The sequence below is a fragment of the Acinetobacter proteolyticus genome, assembly GCF_000367945.1.
GTDB classification, from domain to species: Bacteria; Pseudomonadota; Gammaproteobacteria; order Pseudomonadales; family Moraxellaceae; genus Acinetobacter; species Acinetobacter proteolyticus.
Map to the genome: position 1 here is coordinate 3320784 of NZ_KB849179.1, position 25698 is coordinate 3346481.

At 41.5% G+C, this 25698-nt stretch carries 24 protein-coding genes and 3 tRNA genes; 13 read left to right on the plus strand and 14 right to left on the minus strand.

What is annotated here, in order from left to right; genetic code table 11:
• Window position 1: 1 nt before the first annotated feature.
• The 4 genes from F993_RS01695 to F993_RS01680 form a co-directional block, all read right to left on the minus strand.
• Window positions 2–1279: a restriction endonuclease subunit S gene (locus F993_RS01695; protein ID WP_004657290.1), complete on the minus strand. Its 1278-nt coding sequence runs from the start codon at window positions 1277–1279 to the stop codon at window positions 2–4.
• Window positions 1269–4304 carry a type I restriction endonuclease subunit R gene (locus F993_RS01690; protein ID WP_004657292.1) on the minus strand — a complete coding sequence of 1012 codons (3036 nt, stop codon included), beginning with the start codon at window positions 4302–4304 and terminating at the stop codon, window positions 1269–1271. The genes F993_RS01695 and F993_RS01690 overlap by 11 nt, the downstream gene beginning before the upstream one ends.
• Window positions 4305–4468: 164 nt before the next feature.
• Entirely contained in the window at window positions 4469–5650 is a 1182-nt protein-coding gene (locus F993_RS01685; protein ID WP_004657293.1) for a tyrosine-type recombinase/integrase, read from the minus strand.
• A 182-nt stretch (window positions 5651–5832) separates the two neighbouring features.
• A tRNA-Ser gene (locus tag F993_RS01680) sits at window positions 5833–5922 on the minus strand.
• A 125-nt stretch (window positions 5923–6047) separates the two neighbouring features.
• Here F993_RS01680 and F993_RS01675 point away from each other — a divergent pair.
• The 3 genes from F993_RS01675 to F993_RS01665 all read left to right on the plus strand — a co-directional run bounded on the left by F993_RS01675 (window position 6048) and on the right by F993_RS01665 (window position 9471).
• The gene (locus F993_RS01675) at window positions 6048–7928 is read left to right on the plus strand and encodes a potassium transporter Kup (RefSeq protein WP_004657295.1); all 1881 of its coding nucleotides are present in this window, start codon (window positions 6048–6050) and stop codon (window positions 7926–7928) included.
• Between the two features lie 158 nt (window positions 7929–8086).
• Window positions 8087–9160 carry a DNA/RNA non-specific endonuclease gene (locus F993_RS01670; protein ID WP_032812610.1) on the plus strand — a complete coding sequence of 358 codons (1074 nt, stop codon included), beginning with the start codon at window positions 8087–8089 and terminating at the stop codon, window positions 9158–9160.
• 68 nt (window positions 9161–9228) lie between these two features.
• Window positions 9229–9471, plus strand: a complete 243-nt coding sequence (locus F993_RS01665; protein WP_004657299.1) for a hypothetical protein — start codon at window positions 9229–9231, stop codon at window positions 9469–9471.
• 59 nt (window positions 9472–9530) lie between these two features.
• Here F993_RS01665 and aqpZ read toward each other — a convergent pair whose 3' ends face one another.
• Window positions 9531–10220: an aquaporin Z gene (gene aqpZ, locus F993_RS01660; RefSeq protein WP_004657301.1), complete on the minus strand. Its 690-nt coding sequence runs from the start codon at window positions 10218–10220 to the stop codon at window positions 9531–9533.
• Window positions 10221–10395: 175 nt separating this feature from the next.
• On the minus strand, window positions 10396–11403 hold the full coding sequence (locus F993_RS01655) for an AraC family transcriptional regulator (protein ID WP_004657303.1): 1008 nt from the start codon (window positions 11401–11403) through the stop codon (window positions 10396–10398).
• A gap of 115 nt (window positions 11404–11518) precedes the next feature.
• On the opposite strand from F993_RS01655, the gene F993_RS01650 reads away from it, so the two are divergent.
• A complete protein-coding gene (locus F993_RS01650; protein ID WP_004657305.1) occupies window positions 11519–12172 on the plus strand; it encodes a sterol desaturase family protein in 654 nt (217 codons plus the stop codon).
• 306 nt (window positions 12173–12478) lie between these two features.
• On the opposite strand, the gene hisF is transcribed toward F993_RS01650, so the two are convergent.
• Window positions 12479–13237, minus strand: coding sequence for an imidazole glycerol phosphate synthase subunit HisF (hisF, locus tag F993_RS01645; RefSeq protein ID WP_004657307.1), 759 nt, complete (start codon window positions 13235–13237; stop codon window positions 12479–12481).
• Window positions 13238–13338: 101 nt separating this feature from the next.
• On the opposite strand from hisF, the gene F993_RS01640 reads away from it, so the two are divergent.
• The 3 genes from F993_RS01640 to F993_RS01630 are packed head-to-tail and all read left to right on the plus strand — an operon-like array spanning window position 13339 to window position 15344.
• Window positions 13339–14289: a homoserine kinase gene (locus tag F993_RS01640; RefSeq protein ID WP_004657308.1), complete on the plus strand. Its 951-nt coding sequence runs from the start codon at window positions 13339–13341 to the stop codon at window positions 14287–14289.
• A 9-nt stretch (window positions 14290–14298) separates the two neighbouring features.
• The gene (locus tag F993_RS01635; RefSeq protein ID WP_004657310.1) at window positions 14299–14916 is read left to right on the plus strand and encodes a DUF1294 domain-containing protein; all 618 of its coding nucleotides are present in this window, start codon (window positions 14299–14301) and stop codon (window positions 14914–14916) included.
• A 32-nt stretch (window positions 14917–14948) separates the two neighbouring features.
• Window positions 14949–15344: a DUF4870 family protein gene (locus F993_RS01630; protein ID WP_004657312.1), complete on the plus strand. Its 396-nt coding sequence runs from the start codon at window positions 14949–14951 to the stop codon at window positions 15342–15344.
• Window positions 15345–15374: 30 nt separating this feature from the next.
• Here the strand turns inward: F993_RS01630 and F993_RS01625 are convergent, their stop codons facing one another.
• Window positions 15375–16775: an LLM class flavin-dependent oxidoreductase gene (locus F993_RS01625; RefSeq protein ID WP_004657314.1), complete on the minus strand. Its 1401-nt coding sequence runs from the start codon at window positions 16773–16775 to the stop codon at window positions 15375–15377.
• A gap of 355 nt (window positions 16776–17130) precedes the next feature.
• Between F993_RS01625 and F993_RS01620 the strand changes: the two genes are divergently transcribed.
• Both F993_RS01620 and F993_RS01615 read left to right on the plus strand, forming a co-directional pair.
• On the plus strand, window positions 17131–18381 hold the full coding sequence (locus F993_RS01620) for an SfnB family sulfur acquisition oxidoreductase (protein WP_004657315.1): 1251 nt from the start codon (window positions 17131–17133) through the stop codon (window positions 18379–18381).
• Between the two features lie 12 nt (window positions 18382–18393).
• Window positions 18394–19653: an acyl-CoA dehydrogenase family protein gene (locus F993_RS01615; RefSeq protein WP_004657317.1), complete on the plus strand. Its 1260-nt coding sequence runs from the start codon at window positions 18394–18396 to the stop codon at window positions 19651–19653.
• A 59-nt stretch (window positions 19654–19712) separates the two neighbouring features.
• Here the strand turns inward: F993_RS01615 and F993_RS01610 are convergent, their stop codons facing one another.
• Window positions 19713–20621, minus strand: coding sequence for a DMT family transporter (locus F993_RS01610; protein ID WP_004657319.1), 909 nt, complete (start codon window positions 20619–20621; stop codon window positions 19713–19715).
• 95 nt (window positions 20622–20716) lie between these two features.
• Between F993_RS01610 and F993_RS01605 the strand changes: the two genes are divergently transcribed.
• The gene (locus F993_RS01605) at window positions 20717–21268 is read left to right on the plus strand and encodes a helix-turn-helix domain-containing protein (RefSeq protein ID WP_004657322.1); all 552 of its coding nucleotides are present in this window, start codon (window positions 20717–20719) and stop codon (window positions 21266–21268) included.
• Window positions 21269–21311: 43 nt separating this feature from the next.
• Here F993_RS01605 and hisA read toward each other — a convergent pair whose 3' ends face one another.
• The 5 genes from hisA to hisB all read right to left on the minus strand — a co-directional run bounded on the left by hisA (window position 21312) and on the right by hisB (window position 24760).
• Window positions 21312–22043, minus strand: a complete 732-nt coding sequence (hisA, locus tag F993_RS01600) for a 1-(5-phosphoribosyl)-5-[(5-phosphoribosylamino)methylideneamino]imidazole-4-carboxamide isomerase (protein WP_004657323.1) — start codon at window positions 22041–22043, stop codon at window positions 21312–21314.
• A gap of 66 nt (window positions 22044–22109) precedes the next feature.
• Window positions 22110–22778 (minus strand): 3'-5' exonuclease, encoded by a 669-nt coding sequence (locus F993_RS01595; protein WP_004657325.1) that lies wholly within the window; start codon window positions 22776–22778, stop codon window positions 22110–22112.
• A 93-nt stretch (window positions 22779–22871) separates the two neighbouring features.
• A complete protein-coding gene (locus F993_RS01590) occupies window positions 22872–23396 on the minus strand; it encodes a DUF805 domain-containing protein (protein ID WP_004657327.1) in 525 nt (174 codons plus the stop codon).
• Between the two features lie 153 nt (window positions 23397–23549).
• Complete coding sequence (gene hisH, locus F993_RS01585; RefSeq protein WP_004657328.1) at window positions 23550–24167, minus strand: imidazole glycerol phosphate synthase subunit HisH; 618 nt, start codon at window positions 24165–24167, stop codon at window positions 23550–23552.
• Window positions 24167–24760 (minus strand): imidazoleglycerol-phosphate dehydratase HisB, encoded by a 594-nt coding sequence (hisB, locus tag F993_RS01580; RefSeq protein WP_000194096.1) that lies wholly within the window; start codon window positions 24758–24760, stop codon window positions 24167–24169. Before hisB ends, hisH begins: the two co-directional genes overlap by 1 nt.
• A 104-nt stretch (window positions 24761–24864) precedes the next feature.
• Here hisB and F993_RS01575 point away from each other — a divergent pair, with 104 nt between their 5' ends.
• The 3 genes from F993_RS01575 (at window position 24865) to F993_RS01565 (ending at window position 25635) form a co-directional block, all read left to right on the plus strand.
• Window positions 24865–25242 carry a GNAT family N-acetyltransferase gene (locus F993_RS01575; protein ID WP_004657331.1) on the plus strand — a complete coding sequence of 126 codons (378 nt, stop codon included), beginning with the start codon at window positions 24865–24867 and terminating at the stop codon, window positions 25240–25242.
• A 100-nt stretch (window positions 25243–25342) separates the two neighbouring features.
• Window positions 25343–25418 (plus strand) — tRNA-Phe (locus tag F993_RS01570).
• Window positions 25419–25559: 141 nt separating this feature from the next.
• Window positions 25560–25635, plus strand: a tRNA-Phe gene (locus F993_RS01565).
• Window positions 25636–25698: the final 63 nt, after the last annotated feature.

Sequence of the window (25698 nt, forward strand, 5' to 3'; positions counted from 1 at the left end):
TTTATATTTCCTCAATTACTGGAAATAATTGTTGCAGTAAGCCTTTTTTATGTCTTCTAAGCTGTTCAATATAATTTGTTTGATTCTTAATTAAGCTATCTAGTGAAATTAGACAGGAAGCAATTTTTTCTTGTTCTAATGGAGATGGTTGCATTACATTGATACATAAAAACTTATCTATGGAAATATTATAACGACCAGCTCTTGCTCCTTCATTTACAATTTGTTTGATTTCACTTTCGTGGCTCTTAGATTCAAAAAAATACTCCCAGAAAGAAGGGCTTTGATTTTTTTCAAAGCGGAAGCATTTATAAATTGGTGAAACAATTCCATTGTCATGAAGGGAAAGTCTTTTAATTGTTCCGTAAGTAGAGTTTTTGGTAATTCTATCGTTGTATACAAAGTCATTTTTCTGTAAAACAATATATCTATTAGTGTTATCACCAGCTACTTTTTTTAGGAAATAATCCGATTGAGAAATTAAACCATACTCATTGGAAAGAGACAAAACTTGAATAGCATCTTTAGCTGTATTTTTTTTCTTAACTGGTTTGGCAATTGTAGATAGCACTAAGTTTTTCCAATCATCCTTGAATTTATCAAACCTTAGTTTTGGCAAATTTTCTCCATTCTGTGGGAATAGTTGTTGTAATAAGCCTTTTTTATTTTGTTTAAATGCTATTAGTCTTGTCTCCTCATTTTCTATTAATTTATCGAGTGATGATAGGCAATCTATAACTTTTTTCTGTTCAGCTGGTGATGGTATTGCTAATTCTAATTTTTTTAATTGATCTGAATAAAGATGTACAACAGCATTACCCTGAGCAATTTTAGAAATTTTAGATTTTAAAGAGCCATTTAAATAGTAACTTATAAATATACCATTATGCTTACTGCGAATAATATTTAAGTCACCACCTAGCGCAATGTTATCAAGCATTACACAAGACGCTTTTGCGATATCTATATGGGTTTCTCCTGATGAAGGAATAATGACATCATTGACTTTACTGTAAATGAGATTATTAATTGGGATATTAGTTCTAGATAAAACTTTATCGATTACTTCATTGTAAGTTGTGTAAAGTTCGCCATATCTAATACAAGGAGTGATACCGTTCTCATCAATATCTGCCTTTGAAATCCCTTTACCTTTTAGGAAGTTCGCTATATTACCTAGTTTCTTTAATTTCCACCCGGCCTCTGCTTGAAACTCAGTGAAGCGTAATTGGGGTAAATAAGATTTTTCATAAGAATCTACAAGTTGTTTATCTAACATGTGCATCCCACCCTGAAATTTCACGCCCATTAGTACGTTTTTGCATCGGTTCGGTTAAATCCTGTATTAAAGCTTTACGTGTTTTACTGCGTTCTTTCCAACCTAAGTCTAGCGGAGCGAGTAATTCATGCAATAAATCATTGTCAACAATCATGCGAGCAAGTGTAGCATCTACAAACAGTTTTAATGCCTCAATCTCTAAGCCATACTTTTCAGCAATCTTATCAATTTCATCATCAATTTTTTCACGTTTGAATTGTTCATAACCCTGTTTTATATCAGTTTCGTTTAAACCTCTACCTATTTTCAAACTATAAACATAGGCGGCAATGTCATCAGCGTCATTAACAAACTTAGCATCACTTCTAATTAGATTAATAAGTTCTTCACGGGTCATATTTTGCTGTTCAGGTGTTGCCTGACTGTAATCACTGATGAGTTTCATGATGTAGTCATAATCAATCATTGCAGAGTTGAACAAGACAAATTCAAAATCGACTTGTTGAATTTCATCATTTTGCTGATTATCGGGCTTTTCTTGTTTTGCTTTAAAGCGCTTAGCAGTCTCCAGGTAAATAGATTGAAAACTACGTAGTTCGTCTTTAGATATAATTGCAGAAATAGATTTTAACTGTTTCTCGCTTAAATCAGTATATTGGCTCAATTGGGTTTGTAAGCGCTGAATTTCTTTAAATTTATTTATAAATTCAACTTTTGCTGTATCTCCCTGAAGATTGATAACTTCCTCTGGAAGAGACTCTAAGCCTTTAGATTGCATAAAACTATCTAATTGCTGTTTAGCTACAGCTAATTTTGCAATAACTTGTGCAGCAGATTCAACAAGCCAAATTTCTTTGGCATCACTCTCATCCTCTAAGTCTGAAAATAACTTTACCGACTCCTCAACGGCGGATTCTAAGCCACGGAAATCAATAATAGTTCCATAAGGTTTTGAATCATTTAATACCCGATTAGTACGAGAGAAAGCTTGAATCAGACCGTGATATTTTAGATTTTTATCAACATAAAGAGTGTTTAAATATTTGGAATCGAAGCCAGTTAAAAGCATATCGACTACAATAGTTATGTCGATTTTTTGGGATTGGGGAGTTTTATCACTGTTTTGATACTTCTGATCTTTGATCCGTTGTTGGACATCCTGATAGTAATTATCAAATTGTGCCAAACTATGGTTTGCACCAAACTGAGCATTGTAATCACTGATGATGGCCGTTAATGCTTGCTTTTTCTCATTAGGTTTATCTTTATTATCCCATTGTTCATTCGGTAAATCCTCTGAAAGTTGTTTTACATCGGCATCACCATCAGCAGGTGGTGAAAATACACAGGCAATATTTAGTACAGAGTAGGTTGGATTGGTTTCTAGCCGCTCAGCTTGCTTTGCTTTAAATAAATGGTAGTAACTAATAGCATCATTAATTGAACTTGTAGCAAAAATCGCATTAAATTTGCGCTCATGAGTTGCATGATGATGTTTATTTAGAATTGCATCAACAATTTTTGCTTGTGTAGTTGGATCACCAACACGAGCGGTGAAAGGCTTATCTTGATCTACTTGAGTTGCTCTAAAATATTCGATATTAAACTTTAAAACATTGTCATCCGCAATTGCATGAGTAATAGTGTAGGCATGTAATCTGTGCTGAAAAATGTCTTTTGTTTCTGCATAACTTGCTTCTTTTCCATCTATACGTTGGACAGTAGCATTTGCTTTAAAGATAGGTGTTCCAGTAAAGCCAAATAGTTGAGAGTTTGGGAAAAAGTTTTTGATTGCCTGATGGTTCTCGCCAAACTGTGATCGATGGCATTCATCAAAAATAATTGCAATTCGTTTATTTTGTAATGGCTTTAACTGTTCTTTAAAACTTAGATATTTTGAACGTGATGAATTTTTAGTAGATTTCTGTTTATCATTTGATGGTGAGTCACTTAAAGCTAGTGCAAGTTTCTGAATGGTAGTAACAATAACTTTATCACTATGATTTGTGGAGAGTAAGCGGCGTACTAGAGTAGCCGTATTAGTATTTTCTTCGACACATCCATCTTGAAACTTATTAAACTCTTCACGGGTTTGGCGGTCTAAATCTTTACGATCGACCACAAATAAGCATTTTTCAATATCTGGGTTATCTTTTAGTAAAGTCGATGCTTTAAATGAGGTTAAGGTTTTACCACTACCTGTGGTATGCCAAATATAACCATTTCCACGATTCTGTTTGATACTTTCAACAATCGCTTCAACTGCATAGATTTGGTAAGGTCTCATTATCAAAATTTTTTGTTCAGTTGTAATGAGAACCATGTAACGACTAATCATCTTCCCAAGTTTGCACTTGTTTAAAAATTTATCAGCAAATTCATGCAAGCCATTGACTTTACGATTATCTGGGTCTGCCCAATGGTAAATAGGTAAAAACTGTTCATCAGCACTGAAATTAAAGTGCTGAGATTGATTGTTACTGAAATACATTGTTTGGGATTGATTTGTAACAATAAATAATTGCATGAATGCAAATAAAGTATTGGTATAACCATTACCGACATCATTCTTATAATCAACAATTTGCTGCATAGCTCGACGTGGAGAAATATCGAGAGTTTTTAATTCAATCTGAATTAGAGGTAGACCATTTATTAAAATAATTACATCGTAACGATGATAACTATTATGGGTATTAAGACGAAATTGTCGGATAACCTCAAACTCATTTTTGCACCAATCTTTGGTGTTAACTAAAGTATAGTAAAGTGGAGTACCATCTTCACGGTCGAAGACATGTTGTTCACGTAAGCGCTGTGAACAAGCAAATACATCGGAACTGATATTTTCTTGTAATAAACGTTCGAACTCATCATCAGTAAGTTGGACTTGATTCAATTCATTAAATTTTTCTCGAAAATTTGCAGTAAGTGAATCCAAATCAGAAATTTTTTTGATGGTATATTTTAACTCGTGCAACTTTTCTATTAGTGCGTTTTCGAGGTCGTTTTCTGAGCTTGACATATCACTCCATCATAAAAGGATAAGGACGACTTTTACTGATAGCTTATCTAAAATAGTTATCATACGATAAATTAGTTGATTAAAGTTATATAAAAGTTGGTAGCTGCTTGAATAAAATACATTCCAGCAAATTACTGAGAATATGTTTTTTAAACAGCTATAAGCTAAGTATACGATGCAACCTTACATCTCAAACCATCAATAAAATTTGACCACTCCTGCATCATCTTAATCCGATAGTCCAAATGTTGTGCATGGTTATAGGCTTGGGATACAGCATTACCTACTCTATGGGCAAGTTGAATCTCTATTGCGTCATGCATATAACCTTGTTCATGTAAGGTTGTAGAAGCAAGCCCACGGAAGCCATGTCCTGTCATCTTTCCGTTATAACCCATTGTACGAATTACACATAAAAGAGCATTACTGCTCATAGGTTTAGCTGTACTGTGATTATAGAACACGTATTGCTTGTTTCCTGTAAGGGGGCGTAATCGTTCAATTAACTCGATTGCTTGTTTAGATAAAGGAACAATATGCGGTTGTGCCATTTTCATTTTATCAGCAGGTATACGCCACAATTTAGTTTGAAAATCAATTTCTTCCCATTCCATCATTCTAAGTTCAGCAGTACGTACGAAAGTTAAGGTCATCAACTGAATCGCAGTTTTAATCATTGGGCTGCCATGATAACGATCCATACGTTCAAGGAATGGTGGAAATTCTGAAATATCCAAACGGGCCATATGTTTCACTTTACGAGGCTTTAAAGCCTCTTGTAAGTGGGGGGTTGGATCATTTTCAATAATGCCTTTACGGATTGCAAAACGGAAAATACGACCAGTTAAAGGAATCGAGCGTTTTGCCATTTCCAAAGCACCACGTGCTTCAATTTTTTTTGCGCAAGCAAGTACATCTTTACCTTTAATTTGATCAATAGGCATATCACCTAATACAGGAAAAAGGTCTTTTTCGAATACTGATAGATCACGTAGATAAGTCGTTTCTTTAATGACGGCTTTACGGTCCTCCATCCACTCCATCGCAAGTGATTTGAAAAGGATGCTTTTATCTATTTGCTGTAAGCGTTGATTTTTCACAGCATTGGGATCGATATTATTGTAAAGCTGAATACGTGCTTCATCACGAGCTCGACGAGCTTGTGCAAGTGAAATCTCTGGATAGCTGCCAATAGTGAGAGTACTTTCACGACCATTAAACCGATATTTTAACCGCCAGAAGCGACCACCTGATGGCGTGACTTCTAAATACAGTCCTTTTTCATCGGCATAACGCTTTTTCTTTTCAAGTGGTTTAATCTTTCTAACTTGAGCATCGCTAAGCATTCTGAATGGTATCCATACAAATTGGGGGACGATTATTCGATTTTTATAATCATCCCCCAATTATCCCCCACAACATGGGGGATTGCAATGGAAAGGGTAGGAACCTGTAAGCAATAAAAAAAGCCTAAATCCTTTAGATTTAAGCTTTTTAGATCATTTTTAGATGGTTTTGGAAATAATCTTGGCGGTGAGAGAGGGATTCGAACCCTCGATACGCGCAAACGTATACACACTTTCCAGGCGTGCTCCTTCAGCCACTCGGACACCTCACCAAGGTGTGCGATAGTACCCAAAAAAATGCACGCTGCCAAGTTGTAGTCGAACAGATTTGCAGAAAAACTTTTTGGCTAATGATAATATTGCGCCATATAACGTTCTATTTTGAAGACAACATCATATGCAAAGTACTGCAAAAAAAGCCGCATTGCCCGCGATGACGCTGGCAGCATTAGGGGTGGTATTTGGAGACATTGGAACCAGTCCGCTCTATGCAATACGGCAATGCTTTGTCACAGGACATGTTGATATCAGCGAAGGATCGATCCTAGGTATTCTTTCGCTGATCTTCTGGTGTATGAACCTAACGATTAGTTTTAAGTACGTCTCAATGATCATGCGTGCGGACAACAATGGTGAAGGCGGGATCATGTCACTGCTCGCACTGAATCTGCGTTCCTCGGTTTTTAGCAATAAAAATAAAATCTTTCTGATTGCATTGGGCTTTATCGGCGCATCACTGTTTTTTGGTGACGGGATCATTACCCCTGCAATTTCAGTACTGTCTGCGATTGAAGGTTTGAGTCTGGTGACGCCTGCTTTAGATCGTTGGTTGGTGCCGATTGCTTTGGGTATCCTCACGGCATTATTTATGGTGCAGCGGCATGGTACCGCCACCATGGGGAAATTCTTTGGCCCAATTACACTGCTATGGTTTGCGTCTATTGGTTTGATTGGTCTCTGGAGTATCATCCAGACCCCGTATGTCTTGATGATGGTCAATCCGTATTGGGCATTCCATTTTGTCTTTGATCAACCGACAGTTGCCTTTATCACCATGGGTGCAGTGATTCTGACCATGACTGGTGGTGAGGCGTTGTATGCCGACATGGGACATTTTGGACGCGTGCCGATTAAATTGGCATGGTTCTTGGTGGTACTGCCTTGCTTGCTTTTAAACTATGCAGGTCAAGGTGCGCTACTGTTACGCGACGCTAAAGCCATTGAAAACCCGTTCTATTTATTAGTGCCAGATTGGGCTTTATTCCCAATGATTGGCTTAGCAACAGCCGCAGCCGTGATCGCTTCTCAAGCAGTGATTACTGGCGTATTTTCGATGGCGAATCAAGCCATTCAATTACGCTATTTACCACGCTTAACCGTGCACCATACTTCGGATGTGGAGCAAGGTCAGATTTATTTGCCTTTTATTAACTGGGTGCTGTTTATCTCGGTGGTGATCCTGATTCTATTGTTTGAAAGCAGTGCCGAGTTGGCCAGTGCTTATGGTGTAGCCGTGACCATGACCATGCTGTGCGGAACGATTTTGATCTCGACTTTGGCCTATGGCGTATGGCGTTGGCCGTTATGGAAAGTGGCCTTATTTGCGGTGCCATTCCTGATTATTGATTTAATTTTTGTTGGTTCCACCTCATTAAAAATCCTCTCAGGTGGTTGGGTGCCGATTCTGATTGGTGTGGTGGTCTATACCATTTTGATGACGTGGAAACGTGGTCGTGAAATTGTCTATAACCGTATGGAAACCAATGCTTTGCCAATTGAATTGTTTATCAAGAGTATTGGCATGAGCAAAGAAACTCATTTTGTGCCAGGTGAAGCGATTTTCTTAACTGGTACACCGAACATTGTGCCGCATGCGATGTTACACAACATCAAGCACAATAAAGTGCTGCATGAACGTAATGTGATGGTCACGGTATATACCCAAGATATTCCGTATGTGGCTGAAGCAGATCGCTTAAAAGTTGAAAAATTGGATGAGCATTTTTATCGAATCTATATGTACTACGGATTTAAAGATCAGCCGAATGTACCGAATGCATTAGAACAAGCTTATAAGGAGCTTGGTTTTGAATTCGATATGATGCAAATGAGTTTCTTCATTTCACGTGACCGTATTGTGCATACCGTGGGGGATGGCATGTCGCCGTGGCGTGAAAAGTTATTCATCTCGATGCAGCGCAATACCAGCCCTGTCAGTGACTTCTATCAGATTCCAACCAACCGTGTAGTGGAGTTGGGTAGTCAGATCGAAATTTAAGAAAAACGCATAAAAGAGGCACCTGAGCGTGCCTTTTTTATTGTCTGTAGATCAAGTGTACAGATTTGCGACATAAAGTGTCGCTCTGGGCTGAAACTCAATATACACAGTGCTTTTGAGTTGTTAAGCTGCGCGTTCGTATTGATTTTGATGTAGTTATGGCAAAGAGACCAACCCGAAAGAGTAAAAGCCCATTTGCTTTTTTGAGCCAAAATGTTGGAAAAATGATGTTGGCACTGGTCGCAACAGGGAGTTTTGCGATCGCATTTGGCAGTGAAAAAATTTCCAAGTTCATCCCATTTCAATCCAGTAATACGGGTTGTCTAAAACAGTTTTATCGTGATGTTCCACCCTTACTCAGTAAAGATAGCTTAAAAAAAGACAGCTATGCCTTGTGTTTTAATGATTTTAATGTGATGTATTCAGGTGTATCTAAGACCCCATTGTGGACAGCAGAATATCTAACACCAGAACGCTTAAGTATCAAAATTAAACGGGAAGATAATTTCCATGAAGAAACACGGCTAAAGCCTGCACATCGTGCTTTATTGTCCGACTATCGTGGTTCAGGCTATGACCGTGGTCATATGGCGCCGAATGGTGATATGAATAATACTGCGGCGCAATATGACAGCTTCTCACTGGCCAATATGGTGCCGCAAGCGCCGAAGAATAATCAGGAAGTGTGGCGTAAATTAGAAGAAGCGGTACGTTCAGTTGTGACCAAACAACATAAAGATGCCTATGTACTGACAGGGCCAGTATTTGAAGGTAAACGCCTGAAAACTATTGGTAAGGGCGTGATTGTCCCGACTGCAGTGTACAAAGCGGTGTATTTACCTAAGCAGGGGATTATTGGGGCCTACTATGCGCCAAATAATAATTCTCAGCAGGTCAAAGTGGTCAGTGTTTGCTATTTGGAAGAGAAACTGGGAATTAATTTATTTCCACAGTTGACCGAGCAGCAGAAGCGCAATGTTTATCAACTGCCTGTGTCCGCGCAGCAAGTGAAGCCGAATAAAGACATTAGCTATTTGCATTGGGATGGTCAGAGTCAATGTGCTGAAGATGCTAAAACCGATGCCATTCAAGCACAGCAGCGTGAGTTTAGTTCACAACCGACCAATGCCACTGAAAGTAAATTCCCGCAGATTGATGAAGAAACCAAGCAAGCCTTGATCAATCAATTGGTGAATGCTTTGGTGCAGTATTTCTTACAAATCTTGCGATAAGTACCGCTTGCAAAGTCAGCCTGCTTGGCTCATGTTGTGGGATAGACAACAACAATGAGAGGGAAACGATGTTTAAACCTTTTGAACAGGGTGATGAGTCTTCGGCAATTTATGATCTGACTTTGGAAAATCAGGTCGATTGCGTGAGTTTATATGGCAATTTGCAGATTACCAAAGATCAGGCAGGCCTTAAAACAGCCAAGGCATTGCAAAGCTTTATCAATGACGTGGTTGCTGCATTGGAGAAGGATGATTTACCTGAGCAGATTGAGGGAAAACCTGAGCAGGATATTGAAAATCCATTCTTATAAAAAAACAGCCCTGTACCGCAATTGAGCACAGGGCTGTTTTTTTATGGGATATATCGCGCTTAGTCTTTTTCGCTGCCCACGACTTTGTAGATCACTGCACCAATGATGGCACCGATGATTGGTGCAACCCAGAACAACCAAAGTTGGCTGATTGCTGCTGTTTCAGCAAATAACGCAACCGCAGTACTACGTGCAGGGTTTACTGATGTGTTGGTGACTGGAATACTGATCAAGTGGATCAAGGTTAAAGCTAAACCAATTGCAATTGGCGCAAAACCAGCAGGTGCACGACGATCCGTTGCTCCCATAATCACGATCAAGAAGAACGCAGTTAAAACAACCTCAATCAAGAATGCTGACGCAACAGAGAAATGGTTTGGAGAGAGTTCACCATAGCCATTGGTTGCGAAACCACCTGTACCTGCAAAGCCTGCTTGACCTTGTACGATGATATACAGCACGAATGCTGCAAGCGCACCACCAATCACTTGAGACACGATATAAGGAACTAAGTCTTTTGAGTTAAAACGTCCACCGACCCATAAACCTACACTGACCGCAGGGTTAAAGTGACCACCCGAAATATGACCGAAAGCGTAAGCACCTGTTAAAACAGTTAAACCAAATGCTAATGCAACACCTAAGAAACCAATGCCAAGTTCAGGGTATGCAGCTGCAAGCACAGCACTACCACAACCACCAAAAACAAGCCAAAAGGTCCCGAGAAATTCTGCTAAATATTTGTTCATTGTTATCACCACATCAGTTATAAAAAATAAAAAAGCAAGCATCCAAAATTTATTATGGATATGTTTAACCCTCGTGAAAAAATTGTGAACCAATTCACATAGGTATATAGGCTCTTGTATAAAACGTGCAATGAAAACGATCAGTTGCGAAACCGTTAGTTCATGAGTGTTTTTATTACGAATTGTAAGTTATGTTGTTGTTTCGCCACTGTTGCGGGGTTTGCCCCGTCCAAATCTTAAAAGCACGTTGAAAAGCACTTTGTTCAGAATAACAGAGCAGTAGCGCAATTTCTTGCAAACTCAGATGAGGGTCTTTTAAATATTCGGTCGCCAGCATAAAGCGGACCTGCTGTACCCGCTCTTGAAAGGTAGTGTTTTGTTGTTGTAAATGGCGCTGTAATTGACGCACCGACAGGCCCAGTTTTTCGGCGATAAAATCGATTTGATATTGATTCTTTTGTAGCCCTGTCAAAATGGCATGTTGAAGGCGTTGATCCAGTTGGGTCGAATTCGGCAGTTTATCGAGCAAGGCTTGGGCTTGCTGCAACAACAGTTGCTGTAAGGTGTGATCACTTGTTTTGAGCGGCTTAAAGGCTTCGCTGACTGGCAATAATAATTGTGTTTTGGGCTGTTCAAAACGGACTTTACAGTGGAAATACTGCTCATAAATGCTGATATTTTTTGGCGCGGCATTGACGAAATGCACTTCATGCAGATGAATGGTGTCACCCGACATAAACAGTTTAAGGAACTGCACCATCAAGGCAATCGCGATTTCATCAGTCAACTGAGTCGGATGTGGTTCAGGAGCTTCCCAACGGATTGAGGCATAAGGGTGATTAAATTCAACCACCAAAGGGCTACCATCATAAATCAGGCGATGGAAGTCATGATAACGAGACAGTGCTTCACCTAGGTTTTCACAGGACAGGGCCAAATAGGCAATGATGCCTAAGTGTTTAGGCTGCACGTATTCTGCGATCTCCAAGCCTAAACCACTCTTCGGATGCAGTCGATTCAGGTCTTCTAGCAGGTCTCGCCAAATCACATAATCAAAGCGCTCTAGGTTCTGAACCTGTTGTAATTGTTCAGGAATGCTGATGTTTTCTGCTTCACAATAGGCTTTTAATAAATGCCCCAAACCACCAAAAACAGAGCCTGTATAGTTCTTGAGTTGAGACATCCTGTCTACCTCTTAGCTTGTCGTGTTTTGTCAATATAAATATATCGTATCGTCAATACTTCGCCTACAAAAATTTATATCTTGAATAAAAATAAGGAAACATTTGGAGAAAACCATGATCAAAGGTTTTATTGCAGGCTTGGCAGTTGCCAATGCATTTGAATGGTTTGCACATAAATATATTTTGCATGGGGTACACCGTCCAGGTCAGCCACGTTATAGCCCTGTGCCAAAAAGCATGGAGTCGCACTGGGCACATCATCGTGAAGTACGTAAACAGCAGTTTTCGGATGATTGCTATGTGGAAGGTGTCGAGCATTGGCGTACCCGGAATGAAATCATGTCATTGGCAGTGGTGGCAGGGGTTGCCAGTGTGGCGTTTTATCCAATTTCAAAGGGCATGTCTTTGGCGGCACTGTATAGTGCGGGCAATTATTATTATGTGCATCGCCGTGCGCACTTAGAACCCGATTGGGCAAAACGCACCATTCCTTGGCATTATGATCATCATATGAATTCCAACCAAGATGCCAACTGGTGTGTAACGCGTCCATGGTTTGATTATGTAATGGGAACCCGTGTGGTGTCTTCTGCGGATTTAAAAGAGACCAATCCATTGGGTCTTCCTTTACCTGCAACTTTGTCTAAAGCATTGACCCAAGCGGTAGAGTCTATTTTTCCTGTTAAATGGGTGGAGCAGAAACCAAAATTGGTGGAAGCGCCTGTCGCTGAGCAACCGCAAAAACAATCGCAAGAATCGGTGGCTTAAATTGGATTGATCTAGCGGGCTGAGCAGGCTTTTATTGACAAATCATGACGATAAAAATAGGGGGATGTCGTGAATTGTCAATAAAATTGGTTTTTAATGTCAATATCTTTGTGCATTTTCTCGCTAATTTAGCTCAAGCATTTTAATTGCTCAGAATTTGTTCAAAATAATGATATTGTGCTTACCCTCTAGCGTTGTATAACGCAGTTTCCATACCTTGCTCAGCAAGGTATTTTTTTTATCTGTATACAGCGATTTTTAAATAAAAAAACCTCTCCATTGAGAGGTTTTTTATGGTTTATCTCATTAAAGACGCATCTCAATGCCTTGTGCGGCAAGATATTGTTTTGCTTCTGGAATGGTGTGTTGACCAAAGTGGAAAATAGAAGCAGCCAGTACCGCATCTGCACCACCTTTTAAGATGCCATCGGCCAAATGCTGTAAGTTGCCTACACCACCCGAAGCGATGGTCGGGATATTGACGCGATCATTGATCTGACGCATCAAGGCAATGTCATAACCTGCTTTGGTACCATCAGCATCCATACTGGTAATCAGCAGTTCGCCTGCACCGAAGTCAGCCATTTTCACCGCCCATTCAATCGCATCGATGCCTGTTGGCTTACGGCCACCGTGGGTAAAAATTTCCCACTTGTTCTCGCCAGTTTTTTTCGCATCAATCGCGACCACGATGCATTGCGCACCAAAGCGTTGCGAGGCTTCTTGGACAAACTCAGGAGTAAACACGGCAGCCGAGTTGATACTGACTTTATCAGCACCTGCATTCAACAATAAACGGATATCTTCAACTTTACGGACACCACCACCCACAGTTAAGGGTACAAAAACGCTTTCTGCCATGCGTTCTACGGTACGGTAAGTGGTGTCGCGTCCATGATGGGTAGCAGTAATATCTAAAAAGGTAATTTCATCGGCGCCTTGTTCGTTATAACGACGGGCGACTTCAACAGGGTCACCTGCGTCACGAATATCAAGGAATTGAACGCCTTTGACGACTCGACCATTATCAACATCTAAGCAAGGGATAATACGTTTTGCGAGCATAAAATTTTCCAAAAAATCGCCAATAAAGAAAGGGGTGCTACACCTTCATGGAGGGAACAGGTATTCTATCAAACTTCACAGCTATTTTTTGCAGGTTTTCCATGTCGGTTTATACCCCGTTGAGTTTAGAAGAAGTTCAAGCCTTTGCTGAGCCTTATGGTTTAGCGGTGATTGACCTGATTCCAATCCAAGGCGGTATTCAAAACACCAATTATTTTTTGGTGGATCAATCACAGAAACACTATGTTTTAACGGTGTTTGAAGAATTAGATGCTGAAGGGGCAGGTGAGTTGGTGCCTGTACTGGATTGTTTGGGTGAGGCAGGTGTGCCTGTGGCGGTGCCTTTAAAGCATAGTGGTCAGGCCATTCATAGTATTGCAGATAAACCTGCACAAATTGCGCCACGCTTGATGGGTGAGCACCCTGAAGATGCCAGCATTATCCAAATTCAGGCGATTGCACAAGCACAGGCAAAATTGCATTTGGCCTTACAAGGCTTTCCTTTAGAACGTGATTTTAATCGTAATCATCAATATTGGTCTGATGTCGCTGAGCAACTTAAGCCACAAATGAATGCGCAAGATCAGGAATTATTAGCTCTGGTGTTCCAGCAGTTTGCGGCAATTACCCAGCAGCATCCTGACCGCCCGATGGGTTTTATTCATTCAGATTTATTCAGAGATAACACCTTGTTTGAAGGCGATCAACTACAGGGTATTCTGGATTTTTATGAATTGAATCAAGATGAATGGTTATTTGATATTGCGATTAGTATCAATGATTTCTGTACTGCCTATCCACAAGCGCATTTAGATCAAGCCAAGGCCAATGCCTTTCTTGCAGCTTATCAAAGCATTCGTCAGCTGACCGTTGATGAGCTGGCCTGTTTAAATATCTTCTTGGCAATGGCGGCGTGCCGTTTCTGGAGTATGCGCTTACAAGTAGCACAGAAAAATGCCGAGCAAGGGCGTACCGGCGATGATATTTTGCAAAAAGATCCGCTGGAAATGCGCATGATGTTACAAGACCGTTTACAACGAATCACAGCTTAGGGAATAGACATGCGAGATCAAGGTCGTTTAGTTGAGTGGTTTGATGATAAAGGCTATGGCTTTATCCAACCCAATGACACAGCAAAAGATCGTGTCTTTATCCATATCAAAGACTTTGCTCGCACAGGGCCGCGACCCTTGGTCGGTTGTGCCTTGGAATATGTGGTAATTCTGGATGAGCGCGGTCGTTATCGCGCTCAACAGGCGACCTATTTGAAAGCATCGCAGGTGATTGAGCATCGTGCCCGTCCGAGTCAGCCTACAGCGTCGAAACGCTGGTCTGCGATGCAGATTGGCATTGTGATTTATATTGTTTTCATGTTGATCGCAAGCTTTAGTAAATTGCTGCCGCCTTATACTTTATTGTTCGTGAGTTTGATGAATGTGTTGAGTTATTGGTTGTATGCACAAGATAAAGAAGCAGCTCAATTAGGCAATCGACGTATTCCAGAGCAGACCTTGCATATCGTGGATTCTTTGGGGGGATGGTGCGGTGGTTGGCTTGCTCAGCAAAAACTGAGACATAAAACACAAAAACAACCGTTTCGTAAGATTTATTTCTGTACCATAGTCTTCCATATACTATTGATATGTTGGCTAATTTCTCCGCTCAATGTGTTCTATTGATTGAGGGAGTTTGTTTCTGGAGATAAATAAAAATGAATTATTCCGTTGATCAAGATCCAAACCGTACTTTGACTTTGGTGCTGTATGTGCTTTATATCATTGCGATTTTTACTGGTGGTTTGTTGGCAATCATCGCCTTGATCATCAACTATGTAAAACGTAGTGATGTCCAAGGCTCGATCTTTGAAAGTCACTTTACGTGGCAAATCCGCACCTTCTGGTGGTATTTGGCTTGGAATATTATTGCCTTTATTCCGTTTTCGTTCCTGTTCTTTACTGGTGATAACGGAACGGCCTTTGCAGGTGTTGCGGTTTCTGCAACCACCTTTGCCTTTGCGGTGATTTTTGGGGCATGGGTGTGGATCGTCTATCGTGCCATCCGTGGTTTGATTGCCTTGAATGACAATAAACCGATGTATCAAGACTAAGATCGACCAGAACTCGCTGGGTGTATCAACCTAAGCGAGTTCTCTATTGTTGTTGGTTTTCGCTTTTGCATGATAGCGATAGCTTGCCCCTCGATGCTGTTCTGTCAGCAATGGACCTTGTCCAAATAGTTTCTCACGCAACGTCCCTTCGGTATATTCCGTTGCATACACGCCACGTTGCTGTAGTTCCGGCACCAGATATTCCACCACATCTTCAAAGCTTTGATGCGCCAAAATATAGGCCAAGTTAAAGCCGTCAATATCGGTTTCTTCGGTCCATGCCTGTAGTTGGTCGGCCACAGTTGCAGCTGAGCCCACCAAGATTGGGCCATTGCCACCGATACTAATAAATTTGGCAATTTCTTCAATGGTCCAAATTCGATTCGGGTCGGCTTTTACATAAGAATCCAGCATTGATTGAATCGCATCGGTATGAATATATTCAACTTTGTCTGCTGCATGAAATTGTGAAAAATCAACGCCAGACCAACCTGATGCCAAAGTGAGTCCGCCGTGATAGCTGGCGTAGCTTTGATAGTCTTTAAATTTTGCTTGGGCTTTCGCGTCAGTTTCATCCACTACGATGGATAGCATGGTGTAGATCAAAATTGAATGAGGGTCTTTGCCTTGTTCAACTAGGTTGGAGCGAATGCCTTGTACCAGTTTTTTCACGGCTGCTTTGGTCGGCGCAGAAATAAACACACATTCAGCATTTTGGCTTGCAAATAACTGCCCACGACTAGATGCGCCTGCTTGATAAAGTACAGGGGTACGTTGTGGGGAAGGTTCGCAAATATGAATGCCAGGAACGCTAAAATATTGACCTTGATGATTGATGGGATGGACTTTGCGATGGTCTGCAAAAATGCCTTTTTCTTTATCACGCAATACAGCATCTTGTTCCCAAGAGCCCTCCCAAAGTTTATAGAGAACTTCTAAATATTCATCAGCGATGTCATAACGTTGATCATGACTGACTTGCGTTTTAAGCCCCAAATTTTTTGAGCCACTTTCCAAGTATGAGGTGACGATGTTCCAACCAATGCGGCCTTTGGTCAGATGATCCAAGGTGCTCATACGCCGTGCAAAGGGATAAGGATGTTCAAAAGAAATCGAGGTGGTCAGACCGAAGCCTAGGTGTTTGGTGACGGCCGCCATAGCAGGTACGATTTGCAAAGGATCATTCACGGGAACTTGTACGGCACCTGTGAGCGCATGTTGTGTTGATTGATGATAAACATCATAAATACCTAACACATCGGCAATAAAAACCCCATCAAACTTGCCACGCTCTAATATTTTGGCCAAATCGGTCCAATATTCGAGGTCTTTATATTCAGTCGAGCGATCCTGAGGGTGACGCCACAATCCCGGAGACTGATGCGCAATACAGTTCATTTCAAAGGCATTAAATCTAATTTGCTTGCTCATTGTTCTTTACTAAATTAAAGATTTTTATTGATCTTAATTAAAAAAGATTGAATTGATTAATCATAAAAAAATCAATGTTTATCATGAATCTATTTAACGTGACTTTGGGTTGTCAATTTAATGGTTGTTTTTTATTAAATTCAAAACGTTATTTTGTTTTACTTGGGCAAATGGTATTGACGCGCTTGTCCGTCTTGTTGAGTTGTTTATTATTGATTTTAAGTTGTTTTTTTAATCAATAAGTAATGGTGTGAGTTTATTTTAAATAAAAAGATTAGGTTCTAAATTTAACTTATAAATATGCAATAAAAATAGTGCTAGTTTATTTTTATAACTGGAAAAATGAGTATTTATAATGACCTCAAAAATAGAAATAAAACTGGAAGATGCACAGAGTATTCCGCAAGATTTTTACTTGAATAATACGCCAGCACATGTGATTGCTTCAGATCAAGAAGCGATTGCTGTGGCCCATCGCGTAGCGGCTGCTTTTGCCAAAGAGGCAGCAAAGCGTGATCATGAACGCAAGCTGCCACTGCAGGAAATCCAGCAATATTCGGCATCGGGTCTATGGGGAATTAATATTCCAAAACAGTTCGGTGGTGCAGGGGTGAGTTATAAAACCCTTGCTGAGGTGGTGACGATTATTTCCAGCGCAGATTCATCTTTAGGGCAGATTGCACAAAATCATTGGGCCTTTTTAGAACATATCCGTTTGGATGCGTCATTGGAACAGCAGCAGTTCTTCTTCGAACAAGTGCTGCAAGGCAAGCGTTTAGGCAATGCATTCTCAGAAAAAAACTCGAAAACCGTCGCGGATTTGACCACCAAAATTGAATTTAAAGAGGATTATGCGCTGATCAGTGGTCAGAAATTCTTTGCCACAGGTGCTTTATTGGCACATTGGATTCCTGTGGTTGCCGTCAGTGATGATGGCAAAGTATTTGCAGCATTGGTACCACAACATAGTCCAGGTTTGACCATTGTGAATGACTGGAGCAGTTTTGGTCAGCGCACTACAGCCAGTGGCAGCGTACAGCTGGATCATGTGCGAGTCGATTTAAAATATGTAGTGCCGATTCATCAGGCTTTTGAACGCCCAACAGCAGCAGGTGCAATTTCGCAAATTATTCAGTCCGCTGTCGATGCGGGGATTGCGCGTGGGGCTATTGAGGAAACCATTCGCTATGTGCGTGAGTATGCTCGACCTTGGATTGATTCAGGTGTGGAACATGCCAGTGAAGATCCCTATACCATTAGCAATATTGGCGAGCTAAAAATTAAACTCCGTGCCGCAGAGGCGGTTTTAGCTTTGGCAGGAGAAGCAATTGATCGTGCTTTGGCCAATCCAAGCGAAGAAACCGTAACAGAAGCAACTTTACTCACGGCTGAATCGAAAGTATTAACCACTGAAATCGCACTCTTGGCAGCCAATAAATTATTTGAGTTATCCGGTACCCGTTCCACCTTATCCGAGTTGAATCTGGATCGACACTGGCGCAATGCACGCACGCATACCCTGCATGATCCGGTACGTTGGAAATACAATCTGGTGGGTAATTATTATTTGAATGGTGTGGCACTGCCACGTCATGCGTGGAGCTAGGAGGGTACTGTTATGACCAGTCAAAGCAATCAAAATCTCTCTTTGGGTGCACATTATGAACAGGTGGCGGGCAAGTTCCGTCCGATCTTCGAACGAATTGCGGAAGGTGCTTTAGCACGGGAAAAAAACCGAAGCTTGCCCTATGAACCGATTCAGTGGTTAAAACAGGCAGGCTTTGGCGCGGTACGCGTGCCTGTGGCTTTTGGTGGTGATGGGGTTTCGCAAAAGCAGCTATTTCAGTTATTAATTGAACTTGCTCAGGCCGACTCCAACGTGGTTCAGGCCCTACGCGGTCATTTTGCCTTTGTCGAAGACCGTTTAAATGCCCAAAAAACTGAACCCCAGACCTTATGGTTTGAACGCTTTGTCCGTGGTGAGATTGTGGGGAATGCGTGGACAGAAATTGGTAAAGTTGAAATCGGAGATGTAGCGACTCGTGTCACGGCAGCGCAGGATGGAAAACTCCGTATCAATGGTCAGAAGTATTATTCTACAGGTACGATATTCGCTGACTGGATTGATCTCTTTGCCTTAGATGAAACTACCCATCAGCATGTGATTGCTGCGGTGTCCACCCAAGCAGAAGGCATAGATATTGTGGATGACTGGGATGGCTTTGGGCAAAAAACCACAGGCAGCGGAACCCTAACCTTAAACAATGTGGAGATAGAGCGAGATCATATTTTGGTGTTTGAAAACCGATTTAAATATCAAACCGCATTTTATCAGGTAGTACATCTCGCGACTTTGGCGGGGATTGCACAAAGTGCAGTGGAGACCTTTAAGCAGGAAGTGCGTCAGCGGACGCGGATTTATAGTCATGGCAATGCCAATCTGGTACGTGAAGATGCACAAATTCTACAAGTGATTGGCAAAGCGTCTGCACAAGCTTATGCGGCGCAAAGTATTGCATTAACTACTGCTGAAGCTTTGGATGCTGCGTATTTACAACATTTTCAAAATGATGAACAAGCCGAGTTAGAAGCCAATGAGCGTGCTGAATTGGTGTCGGCACAAGGACAGGTGGTGATTGCGGAGTTGGTCTTGAGTCTGAGTACCGAGCTGTTTAATGCCTTGGGTGCATCGGCCAGTAGCACCGACAAGCAATTAGACCGTTTTTGGCGCAATGCCCGTGTGGTCTCATCACATAATCCATTGGTCTATAAACAGAAAGTGATTGGCGATTGGGAAGTGAATCAAACGCCATTGCCTTATGTGTGGCAGATTGGCAATAGTCCTGTTGCTGCGAATCAAAAACAAATCCCAGCTTAGCGGTTTCAGCGCACCACAGCTTTTATTGAAAGAAAAAACTGTGGTGTGCTTTCCTATATTTATTTATTTTCTGGCAGTTGTTGCTTCGCAAAGAATTTAAATTTTAATTCGCTGACTAAAACCCCAAGCACCACTAATAATCCTCCAAATAAGGCCAATAATGGTAAACGTTCTCCCGCAATACGCCCGATTACACCTGCCCAAACCGGTTCACCCGCATAAATAATTGCAGCGCGCGTCGGATCGACCATACGTTGTGCCCAGTTCATCACAAACTGAATTAACGCACTGGCTAAGCCGAGCGCCACTGCGATAATCACTAACCCCCATGAAAAATCAGGAATACTGTGTTCACCCACCAAGGGCATACTGGCAAATGATAAGCATGAAGCGACCGCCAGTTGAATCACCGTGACCCGTCTTAGATTCACTTTCCCCGCGAAATAACCAATCAGGATAATTTCGAGCGCAATCACAAAAGCACAAATCAGGGTGAGTACTTGACCATAACTAAAGTTAATACTGGAAAAGCCATTGCCTGTTAACAAGATTAAACCCGTAAAGGCCAGTGCTGTACCGACCCAAGTCATCATAGAAGGCATCTTTTGAAAGATCACCCACATTAAAATGGGGACGAGAGGCACATACAGCGCAGTGAGAAACGCGGATTCGCTACTCAGAATCGTTTGAAGACCAATGGTCTGTGTGCCATAGCCAATTGCAATCACAATGCCGATGGCTGTACCTGCCAAGCTCTCTTTTAGGGTTAGGCCACGCATCGATTTAATCGAGATTAAAAAGATTGCCAAAGCCGCGACTGCAAAACGACAGCCGACAAAAAACATCGGACTACTAAAATTCAGGGCATGTTGCACCGCTAAAAAAGTGCCACCCCAAATCATGGTAATAAAAATAAGCGCAAATTGTGCGGCTTTAGGAGATTGAGACAAAGCGGTCAACGCAGCCATCCTTGTTAGTAAAGTGCAATATACTGCACATATTGCATTGCTTGTTGGTATTGTGCAATATATTGCGCATATTTTTATTTTCATTGTAGGAATGAATGAGCCATTCAGAGACGGTATTGCAAGATGTGGGACAGAATATTCGTCTGTTTCGTACCGAACGTCAGCTCAGCCAGCAAGACTTGGCAGATCGAGCAGGCGTCAGTCGCCGTACCATTGCTGCTTTGGAAACAGGCCAAGTCAATATCAGTCTGGCCAAGCTTGATGCAATTGCAATTGCATTAGCCGTCGATTTTAAAAAGCTGGTTAGCCCATCTGAACTGAGTGAATCTGCCATTGTGAATACCTTGGCTTGGCAGGGCCAACAGGCTGAAAGTCAGGCCACGCTGTTGGCTGCAGTACCGACCCAAACACAAGTCGAATTATGGGCATGGTCTTTGGCCGTGGGTGAGGTGTATCAGGCCGAACCAGATCAAAAAGGTTGGCAAGAGTTAATTTATGTGGTGGAGGGAGAGTTGACGATTTCGTTTGAACATGAAAATCGTGTGCTTCAGGCAGGTGAGTCGATTTTATTTGAGAGCTCTATTTATTATTGTTATGCCAACCGTTCGAAACAGCCTTTAAAATTTATTCGCAATGTACTGTATTGAGGTAAAGAAGTTACCAACGTAGGTAACTTCTAGGCCAGACAGCTTAAAGGCGGTCTTCATCCAACAATAATTGTGCTTCACGTAGGTTTAAGGTGCCTTCATAGATGGCACGACCAGTAATGGCACCTAAAATACCTTTTTGGCCTTTTAAATTACGAACATCATCCAGATTGGTGACACCGCCAGAAGCAATCACAGGCAGACCTGAATAGTTTGCTAAGTTTACGGTTTGTTCAACGTTCACACCTTGCATCATGCCATCACGTGCAATATCGGTATACACAATACTCGATACGCCAGCATCGGCAAAACGTTTAGCAAGATCAGTTGCTTTTACATCAGTGACATTAGCCCAACCATCAGTTGCCACCATGCCATTGATTGCATCAATCCCTACAATAATATGACCTGCGAAGCGTTTACATGCTTCGTTAACAAACTCAGGTTCTTTCACGGCTTTGGTGCCGATGATCACGAAAGAAACGCCAGCTTCCAAATAGTGTTCAATCGTTTCCAGTGAGCGGATACCACCGCCAATCTGAATTGGAAGCTCAGGTTGTGCACGTGCAATCGCTTCAACCACTGGTTTATGAATTGGCGTACCTGCGAAAGCACCATTTAAATCGACTAAATGTAAACGACGTGCGCCTTCATCCACCCAATGTTGTGCAGTTGCCACAGGATCTTCAGAGAAAACGGTATCGTCTTCCATACGTCCTTGTTTCAAACGGACACATTTACCATCTTTCAGGTCAATTGCTGGGATGATTAGCATGCTTTCGCTCCTTGCATCATCATAGAGTTTAAATTGGCTCCATATTAGCAAAATATTGATCAATCGCTAAGCCTTGTCTGCTAAACTTTCCAGTATTCTCCTGATTTGTTGCAATAATTGTGTTGTGAGTAGTTGTTGCTGATACAGTTGCTCGAAGCAGAGCAGTGCGGCATAGGCATCTGCGGCGGCATAATTGATTTGTTGCGGACTGAGATTTTTAACGGACCAGTTTGAAGTGCTGACTTTTTTACTTTTGGCAAAATAACGCTGGAATAGGAGCGCGATTGCCGTTTGAGTACCAACTTGGCTGCGATAACCAAAACTTGCAAAGCTCTTGGATAGATCAATCATTGCATTGGGCTGAATACCTTTACTACGAAAGATATGCGCATCATTTTTCAGTCCAAAACCCACTTTGAGTTGCTGTTCATTTTCGAGAATTGGCTTAAGGAAGGCTAAAATCTCAGCACTAACTTGGAACAGATAAGCTTGCTTTGGTGTTGCCAGCTGGATTAGGTGAGGCCCCGTCGATTTTTCACCGACTTTGAAGGTTGGTTTAGATTCGGTGTCGAAACCGAAGATCTGAATAGAAGCGAGTTCCGCTTGAATGGCCTTGCATTGTTCAAGCGTTTGGATCACCAAGATACGATCTGGGCTTAGATTTTGAAATACAGGCAATGCGCGAATGTGTTCTTTGCTTAAAGGGGAAGGGTATTGAGGCGTATCCATCTGCATTAAAACTCAAAGCGTTTGATTGAGCTTAAAGGGTTTTAGTGAAATAAAAAAGCCAAGTCGGAACTTGGCTGTTGTTGATCTCTTTTAAGTGGGCTATTGTTGCTGTATGAATTGACTTCGTTGCACATAGTCTTGATATGCAGGAACTGCGCTGCCTACTAAAGCAAAAATAATGACAAGTGGAATGATGACAATATAAATCCAGCCCAAGACTTTTTCCCAGCCTGATGTCTCACGTTCAGCACCAAACTTATTTTGACCTGCTGTTCCTTTAGCACAGAACAGATAAATAATGAAAACGAAATTTACAAAGGGGACAAGGGCTAATAATGACAACCAACCCGTTTGATTCCGGTCATGTAGACGACGAATGGTAAAGACAAAAGAAAAATAGACGAGGGCGATATAGAGAATGATAAACAGGACAATTGCGAGGACTGGATAATCTTGCCCTTGTTCGAGACTGCCTCCAGTCACGAGCACCGCGCCAAATGCCAAGATAAAAATGAGAATCACTGCGATGATTGAACTTAAAAATGTCCAAGCGGCATAGGAAAGTCGACCAAAACGGCCTTTGGGACTCAGTGGATGATCCACGTTTTGAGTAGATAAATTCATTGTTATTCCTATCTAAGTGTTTTTATGGGATTGTAAGAGTTGAAAAATGTATCATTTAGAATAATAAAGAAAAAATTGCAAAATTAAAGCTTAAATTATTTTATGAGTTGCAGATCAAGTAATAACGAAAAACTTGATCTGCATTAAGTAAGTTTAGATCTTCCATTCCACAAAGTTCTTTAACAGCTGTAGGCCAGCGGTATGACTTTTTTCAGGATGGAATTGCGTGGCAAACAAATTGTCTTTGTGAATCGCGGTACAGAAATTCACGCCATAATCACAGGTTGCCGCAGTGACGGATGAATCTTTTGGCTCGACATAATAGCTGTGCACAAAATAGAAGCGTGCATCTTGCTCAATGTTGTTCCACATGGGATGACTTGGATCAAGTTGATGTACTTGGTTCCAGCCCATATGCGGCACTTTTAAATTGGGAATTTCAGGGAAGTGTTTCACTACACCATCAAAAATACCCAATGCAGCCACACCGCCATTTTCTTCCGAACTTTGCAACAGGGCTTGCATACCGACACAAATCGCAAGCACAGGTTTATTAAAAGCAGCCTGACGTACCACTTCATCAATCCCTGCTTCATGCATACCTTGCATACAGTCACGCATTGCACCGACGCCAGGGAAGACAATTTTATCCGCTTTAGCAATCAGTTTCGGATCGTTGGTGACATCAACCGTCGCACCGACATGCTCTAGGGCTTTTGCCGCAGAGTGTAGGTTGCCCATGCCATAATCAAGTAAAGCAATACGGGTCATTACAAACTACCTTTGGTGGAAGCGATGGTGTTTTCTGCACGTGGATCAATTTCACAAGCCATACGTAAGGCACGCGCGAGCGCTTTAAACACACTTTCAATCTGGTGGTGACTATTTTTGCCTTTCAGGTTATCAATATGCAATGTCATCAGTGCATGATTGACAAAACCTTGGAAGAACTCTGAAAATAAATCGACATCAAATGTTCCGATACGGGCACGCGTAAATGGAATATCCATGAATAAGCCTGGACGACCAGACAGATCAACCACAACACGAGATAGCGCTTCATCTAAAGGCGCATAAAAATGCCCATAACGACGTAAGCCTTTTTTATCGCCGAGTGCTTGCGCAAACGCTTGCCCCAAGGTGATTCCACAGTCTTCGACGGTGTGATGGTCGTCAATTTCTAGATCACCATCGCAATGAATGTCGATATCAAATAGACCATGACGCTTGATTTGATCAATCATATGGTCTAAAAATGGAACTCCAGTGTTGAGTGTGCCTTGACCAGTACCATCGAGATTGAGACGAACTCGAATTTTTGTTTCGTTGGTATTTCTTACCACTTCACTGATACGTTGCGTCATGGACACGTTCCTCAAAAAACGTCAAAAATGATTGAATTAAAAACCAATAGTTTCGCTGTGACGAAAAAGTGACAGCATCATAGTTTGCTCAGGAGGGTTAATCAATGCCTATTACCGTACATGCTTACAGTTCTCTGGATAATCTAGGAATTCGTACTCAGCTCGAGCGACTTTACGATACCAGCCCAGAGTTTGGCGATGGGCAAGATGCAATGGAACAACTTGAACAAAATCTCCAGCAATATACCACAGTTTACACTGCTGAATTTAACACCAAAATTATAGGTGCAATTTGGGCGACAGGACAAGGTGAAAGCCGTGTTTTGGAATATATTGTGGTGCATCCAGCCAATCGTGGCCGCGGTGTGGCAGAACGCTTGGTTGAAGAGGTGTGCCGTATGGAAGAAGAGCAAGGGGTCAAACAGTTTGAACCGGGCTGTGGGGCAATCCATCGCTGTTTATCACATCTTGGCAAAATCTAAGCTTTAGCTTACTGCTTTGCAGCAAAATTAAGCGCTTAAGAGAAAAATCCACAAATTTGCTTGACGGGCTTAGACAAACATTGTTTAATACGCCCACTTTGGCGTGATAGCTCAGTAGGTAGAGCAACGGATTGAAAATCCGTGTGTCCCCAGTTCGATCCTGGGTCTCGCCACCATAAATTTGTATTTTCAATCCCTGATCCCATCAGGGATTTTTTTTACCCCAAAAAATGATTGCGTGAAAAATGTGCATTCAAATCAAAAGCTCATGATAATTATTGACTATTGGTCTGAGATACGGCTTAATACACCCCATTGGCGTGATAGCTCAGTAGGTAGAGCAACGGATTGAAAATCCGTGTGTCCCCAGTTCGATCCTGGGTCTCGCCACCATATTCAAAAAGCCTCAAACGAAAGTTTGGGGCTTTTTTTATTGCTTCAATATTTTGTTATATT

What these genes read in the sequence shown, in the direction of transcription:
- F993_RS01625 (WP_004657314.1), bottom strand. Translation starts at nt 16,775, where the DNA reads ATGAGCAAGCAAATTAGATTTAATGCCTTTGAAATGAACTGTATTGCG.
- F993_RS01665 (WP_004657299.1), top strand. Translation starts at nt 9,229, where the DNA reads ATGTTTAAACCTTTTGAACAGGGTGATGAGTCTTCGGCAATTTATGAT.
- F993_RS01630 (WP_004657312.1), top strand. Translation starts at nt 14,949, where the DNA reads ATGAATTATTCCGTTGATCAAGATCCAAACCGTACTTTGACTTTGGTG.
- F993_RS01650 (WP_004657305.1), top strand. Translation starts at nt 11,519, where the DNA reads ATGATCAAAGGTTTTATTGCAGGCTTGGCAGTTGCCAATGCATTTGAA.
- hisF (WP_004657307.1), bottom strand. Translation starts at nt 13,237, where the DNA reads ATGCTCGCAAAACGTATTATCCCTTGCTTAGATGTTGATAATGGTCGA.
- F993_RS01620 (WP_004657315.1), top strand. Translation starts at nt 17,131, where the DNA reads ATGACCTCAAAAATAGAAATAAAACTGGAAGATGCACAGAGTATTCCG.
- F993_RS01595 (WP_004657325.1), bottom strand. Translation starts at nt 22,778, where the DNA reads ATGCAGATGGATACGCCTCAATACCCTTCCCCTTTAAGCAAAGAACAC.
- F993_RS01575 (WP_004657331.1), top strand. Translation starts at nt 24,865, where the DNA reads ATGCCTATTACCGTACATGCTTACAGTTCTCTGGATAATCTAGGAATT.
- hisH (WP_004657328.1), bottom strand. Translation starts at nt 24,167, where the DNA reads ATGACCCGTATTGCTTTACTTGATTATGGCATGGGCAACCTACACTCT.
- F993_RS01610 (WP_004657319.1), bottom strand. Translation starts at nt 20,621, where the DNA reads ATGGCTGCGTTGACCGCTTTGTCTCAATCTCCTAAAGCCGCACAATTT.
- F993_RS01615 (WP_004657317.1), top strand. Translation starts at nt 18,394, where the DNA reads ATGACCAGTCAAAGCAATCAAAATCTCTCTTTGGGTGCACATTATGAA.
- F993_RS01690 (WP_004657292.1), bottom strand. Translation starts at nt 4,304, where the DNA reads ATGTCAAGCTCAGAAAACGACCTCGAAAACGCACTAATAGAAAAGTTG.
- F993_RS01640 (WP_004657308.1), top strand. Translation starts at nt 13,339, where the DNA reads ATGTCGGTTTATACCCCGTTGAGTTTAGAAGAAGTTCAAGCCTTTGCT.
- F993_RS01655 (WP_004657303.1), bottom strand. Translation starts at nt 11,403, where the DNA reads ATGTCTCAACTCAAGAACTATACAGGCTCTGTTTTTGGTGGTTTGGGG.
- F993_RS01605 (WP_004657322.1), top strand. Translation starts at nt 20,717, where the DNA reads ATGAGCCATTCAGAGACGGTATTGCAAGATGTGGGACAGAATATTCGT.
- aqpZ (WP_004657301.1), bottom strand. Translation starts at nt 10,220, where the DNA reads ATGAACAAATATTTAGCAGAATTTCTCGGGACCTTTTGGCTTGTTTTT.
- F993_RS01685 (WP_004657293.1), bottom strand. Translation starts at nt 5,650, where the DNA reads ATGCTTAGCGATGCTCAAGTTAGAAAGATTAAACCACTTGAAAAGAAA.
- F993_RS01675 (WP_004657295.1), top strand. Translation starts at nt 6,048, where the DNA reads ATGCAAAGTACTGCAAAAAAAGCCGCATTGCCCGCGATGACGCTGGCA.
- F993_RS01590 (WP_004657327.1), bottom strand. Translation starts at nt 23,396, where the DNA reads ATGAATTTATCTACTCAAAACGTGGATCATCCACTGAGTCCCAAAGGC.
- hisA (WP_004657323.1), bottom strand. Translation starts at nt 22,043, where the DNA reads ATGCTAATCATCCCAGCAATTGACCTGAAAGATGGTAAATGTGTCCGT.
- F993_RS01670 (WP_032812610.1), top strand. Translation starts at nt 8,087, where the DNA reads ATGGCAAAGAGACCAACCCGAAAGAGTAAAAGCCCATTTGCTTTTTTG.
- F993_RS01695 (WP_004657290.1), bottom strand. Translation starts at nt 1,279, where the DNA reads ATGTTAGATAAACAACTTGTAGATTCTTATGAAAAATCTTATTTACCC.
- hisB (WP_000194096.1), bottom strand. Translation starts at nt 24,760, where the DNA reads ATGACGCAACGTATCAGTGAAGTGGTAAGAAATACCAACGAAACAAAA.
- F993_RS01635 (WP_004657310.1), top strand. Translation starts at nt 14,299, where the DNA reads ATGCGAGATCAAGGTCGTTTAGTTGAGTGGTTTGATGATAAAGGCTAT.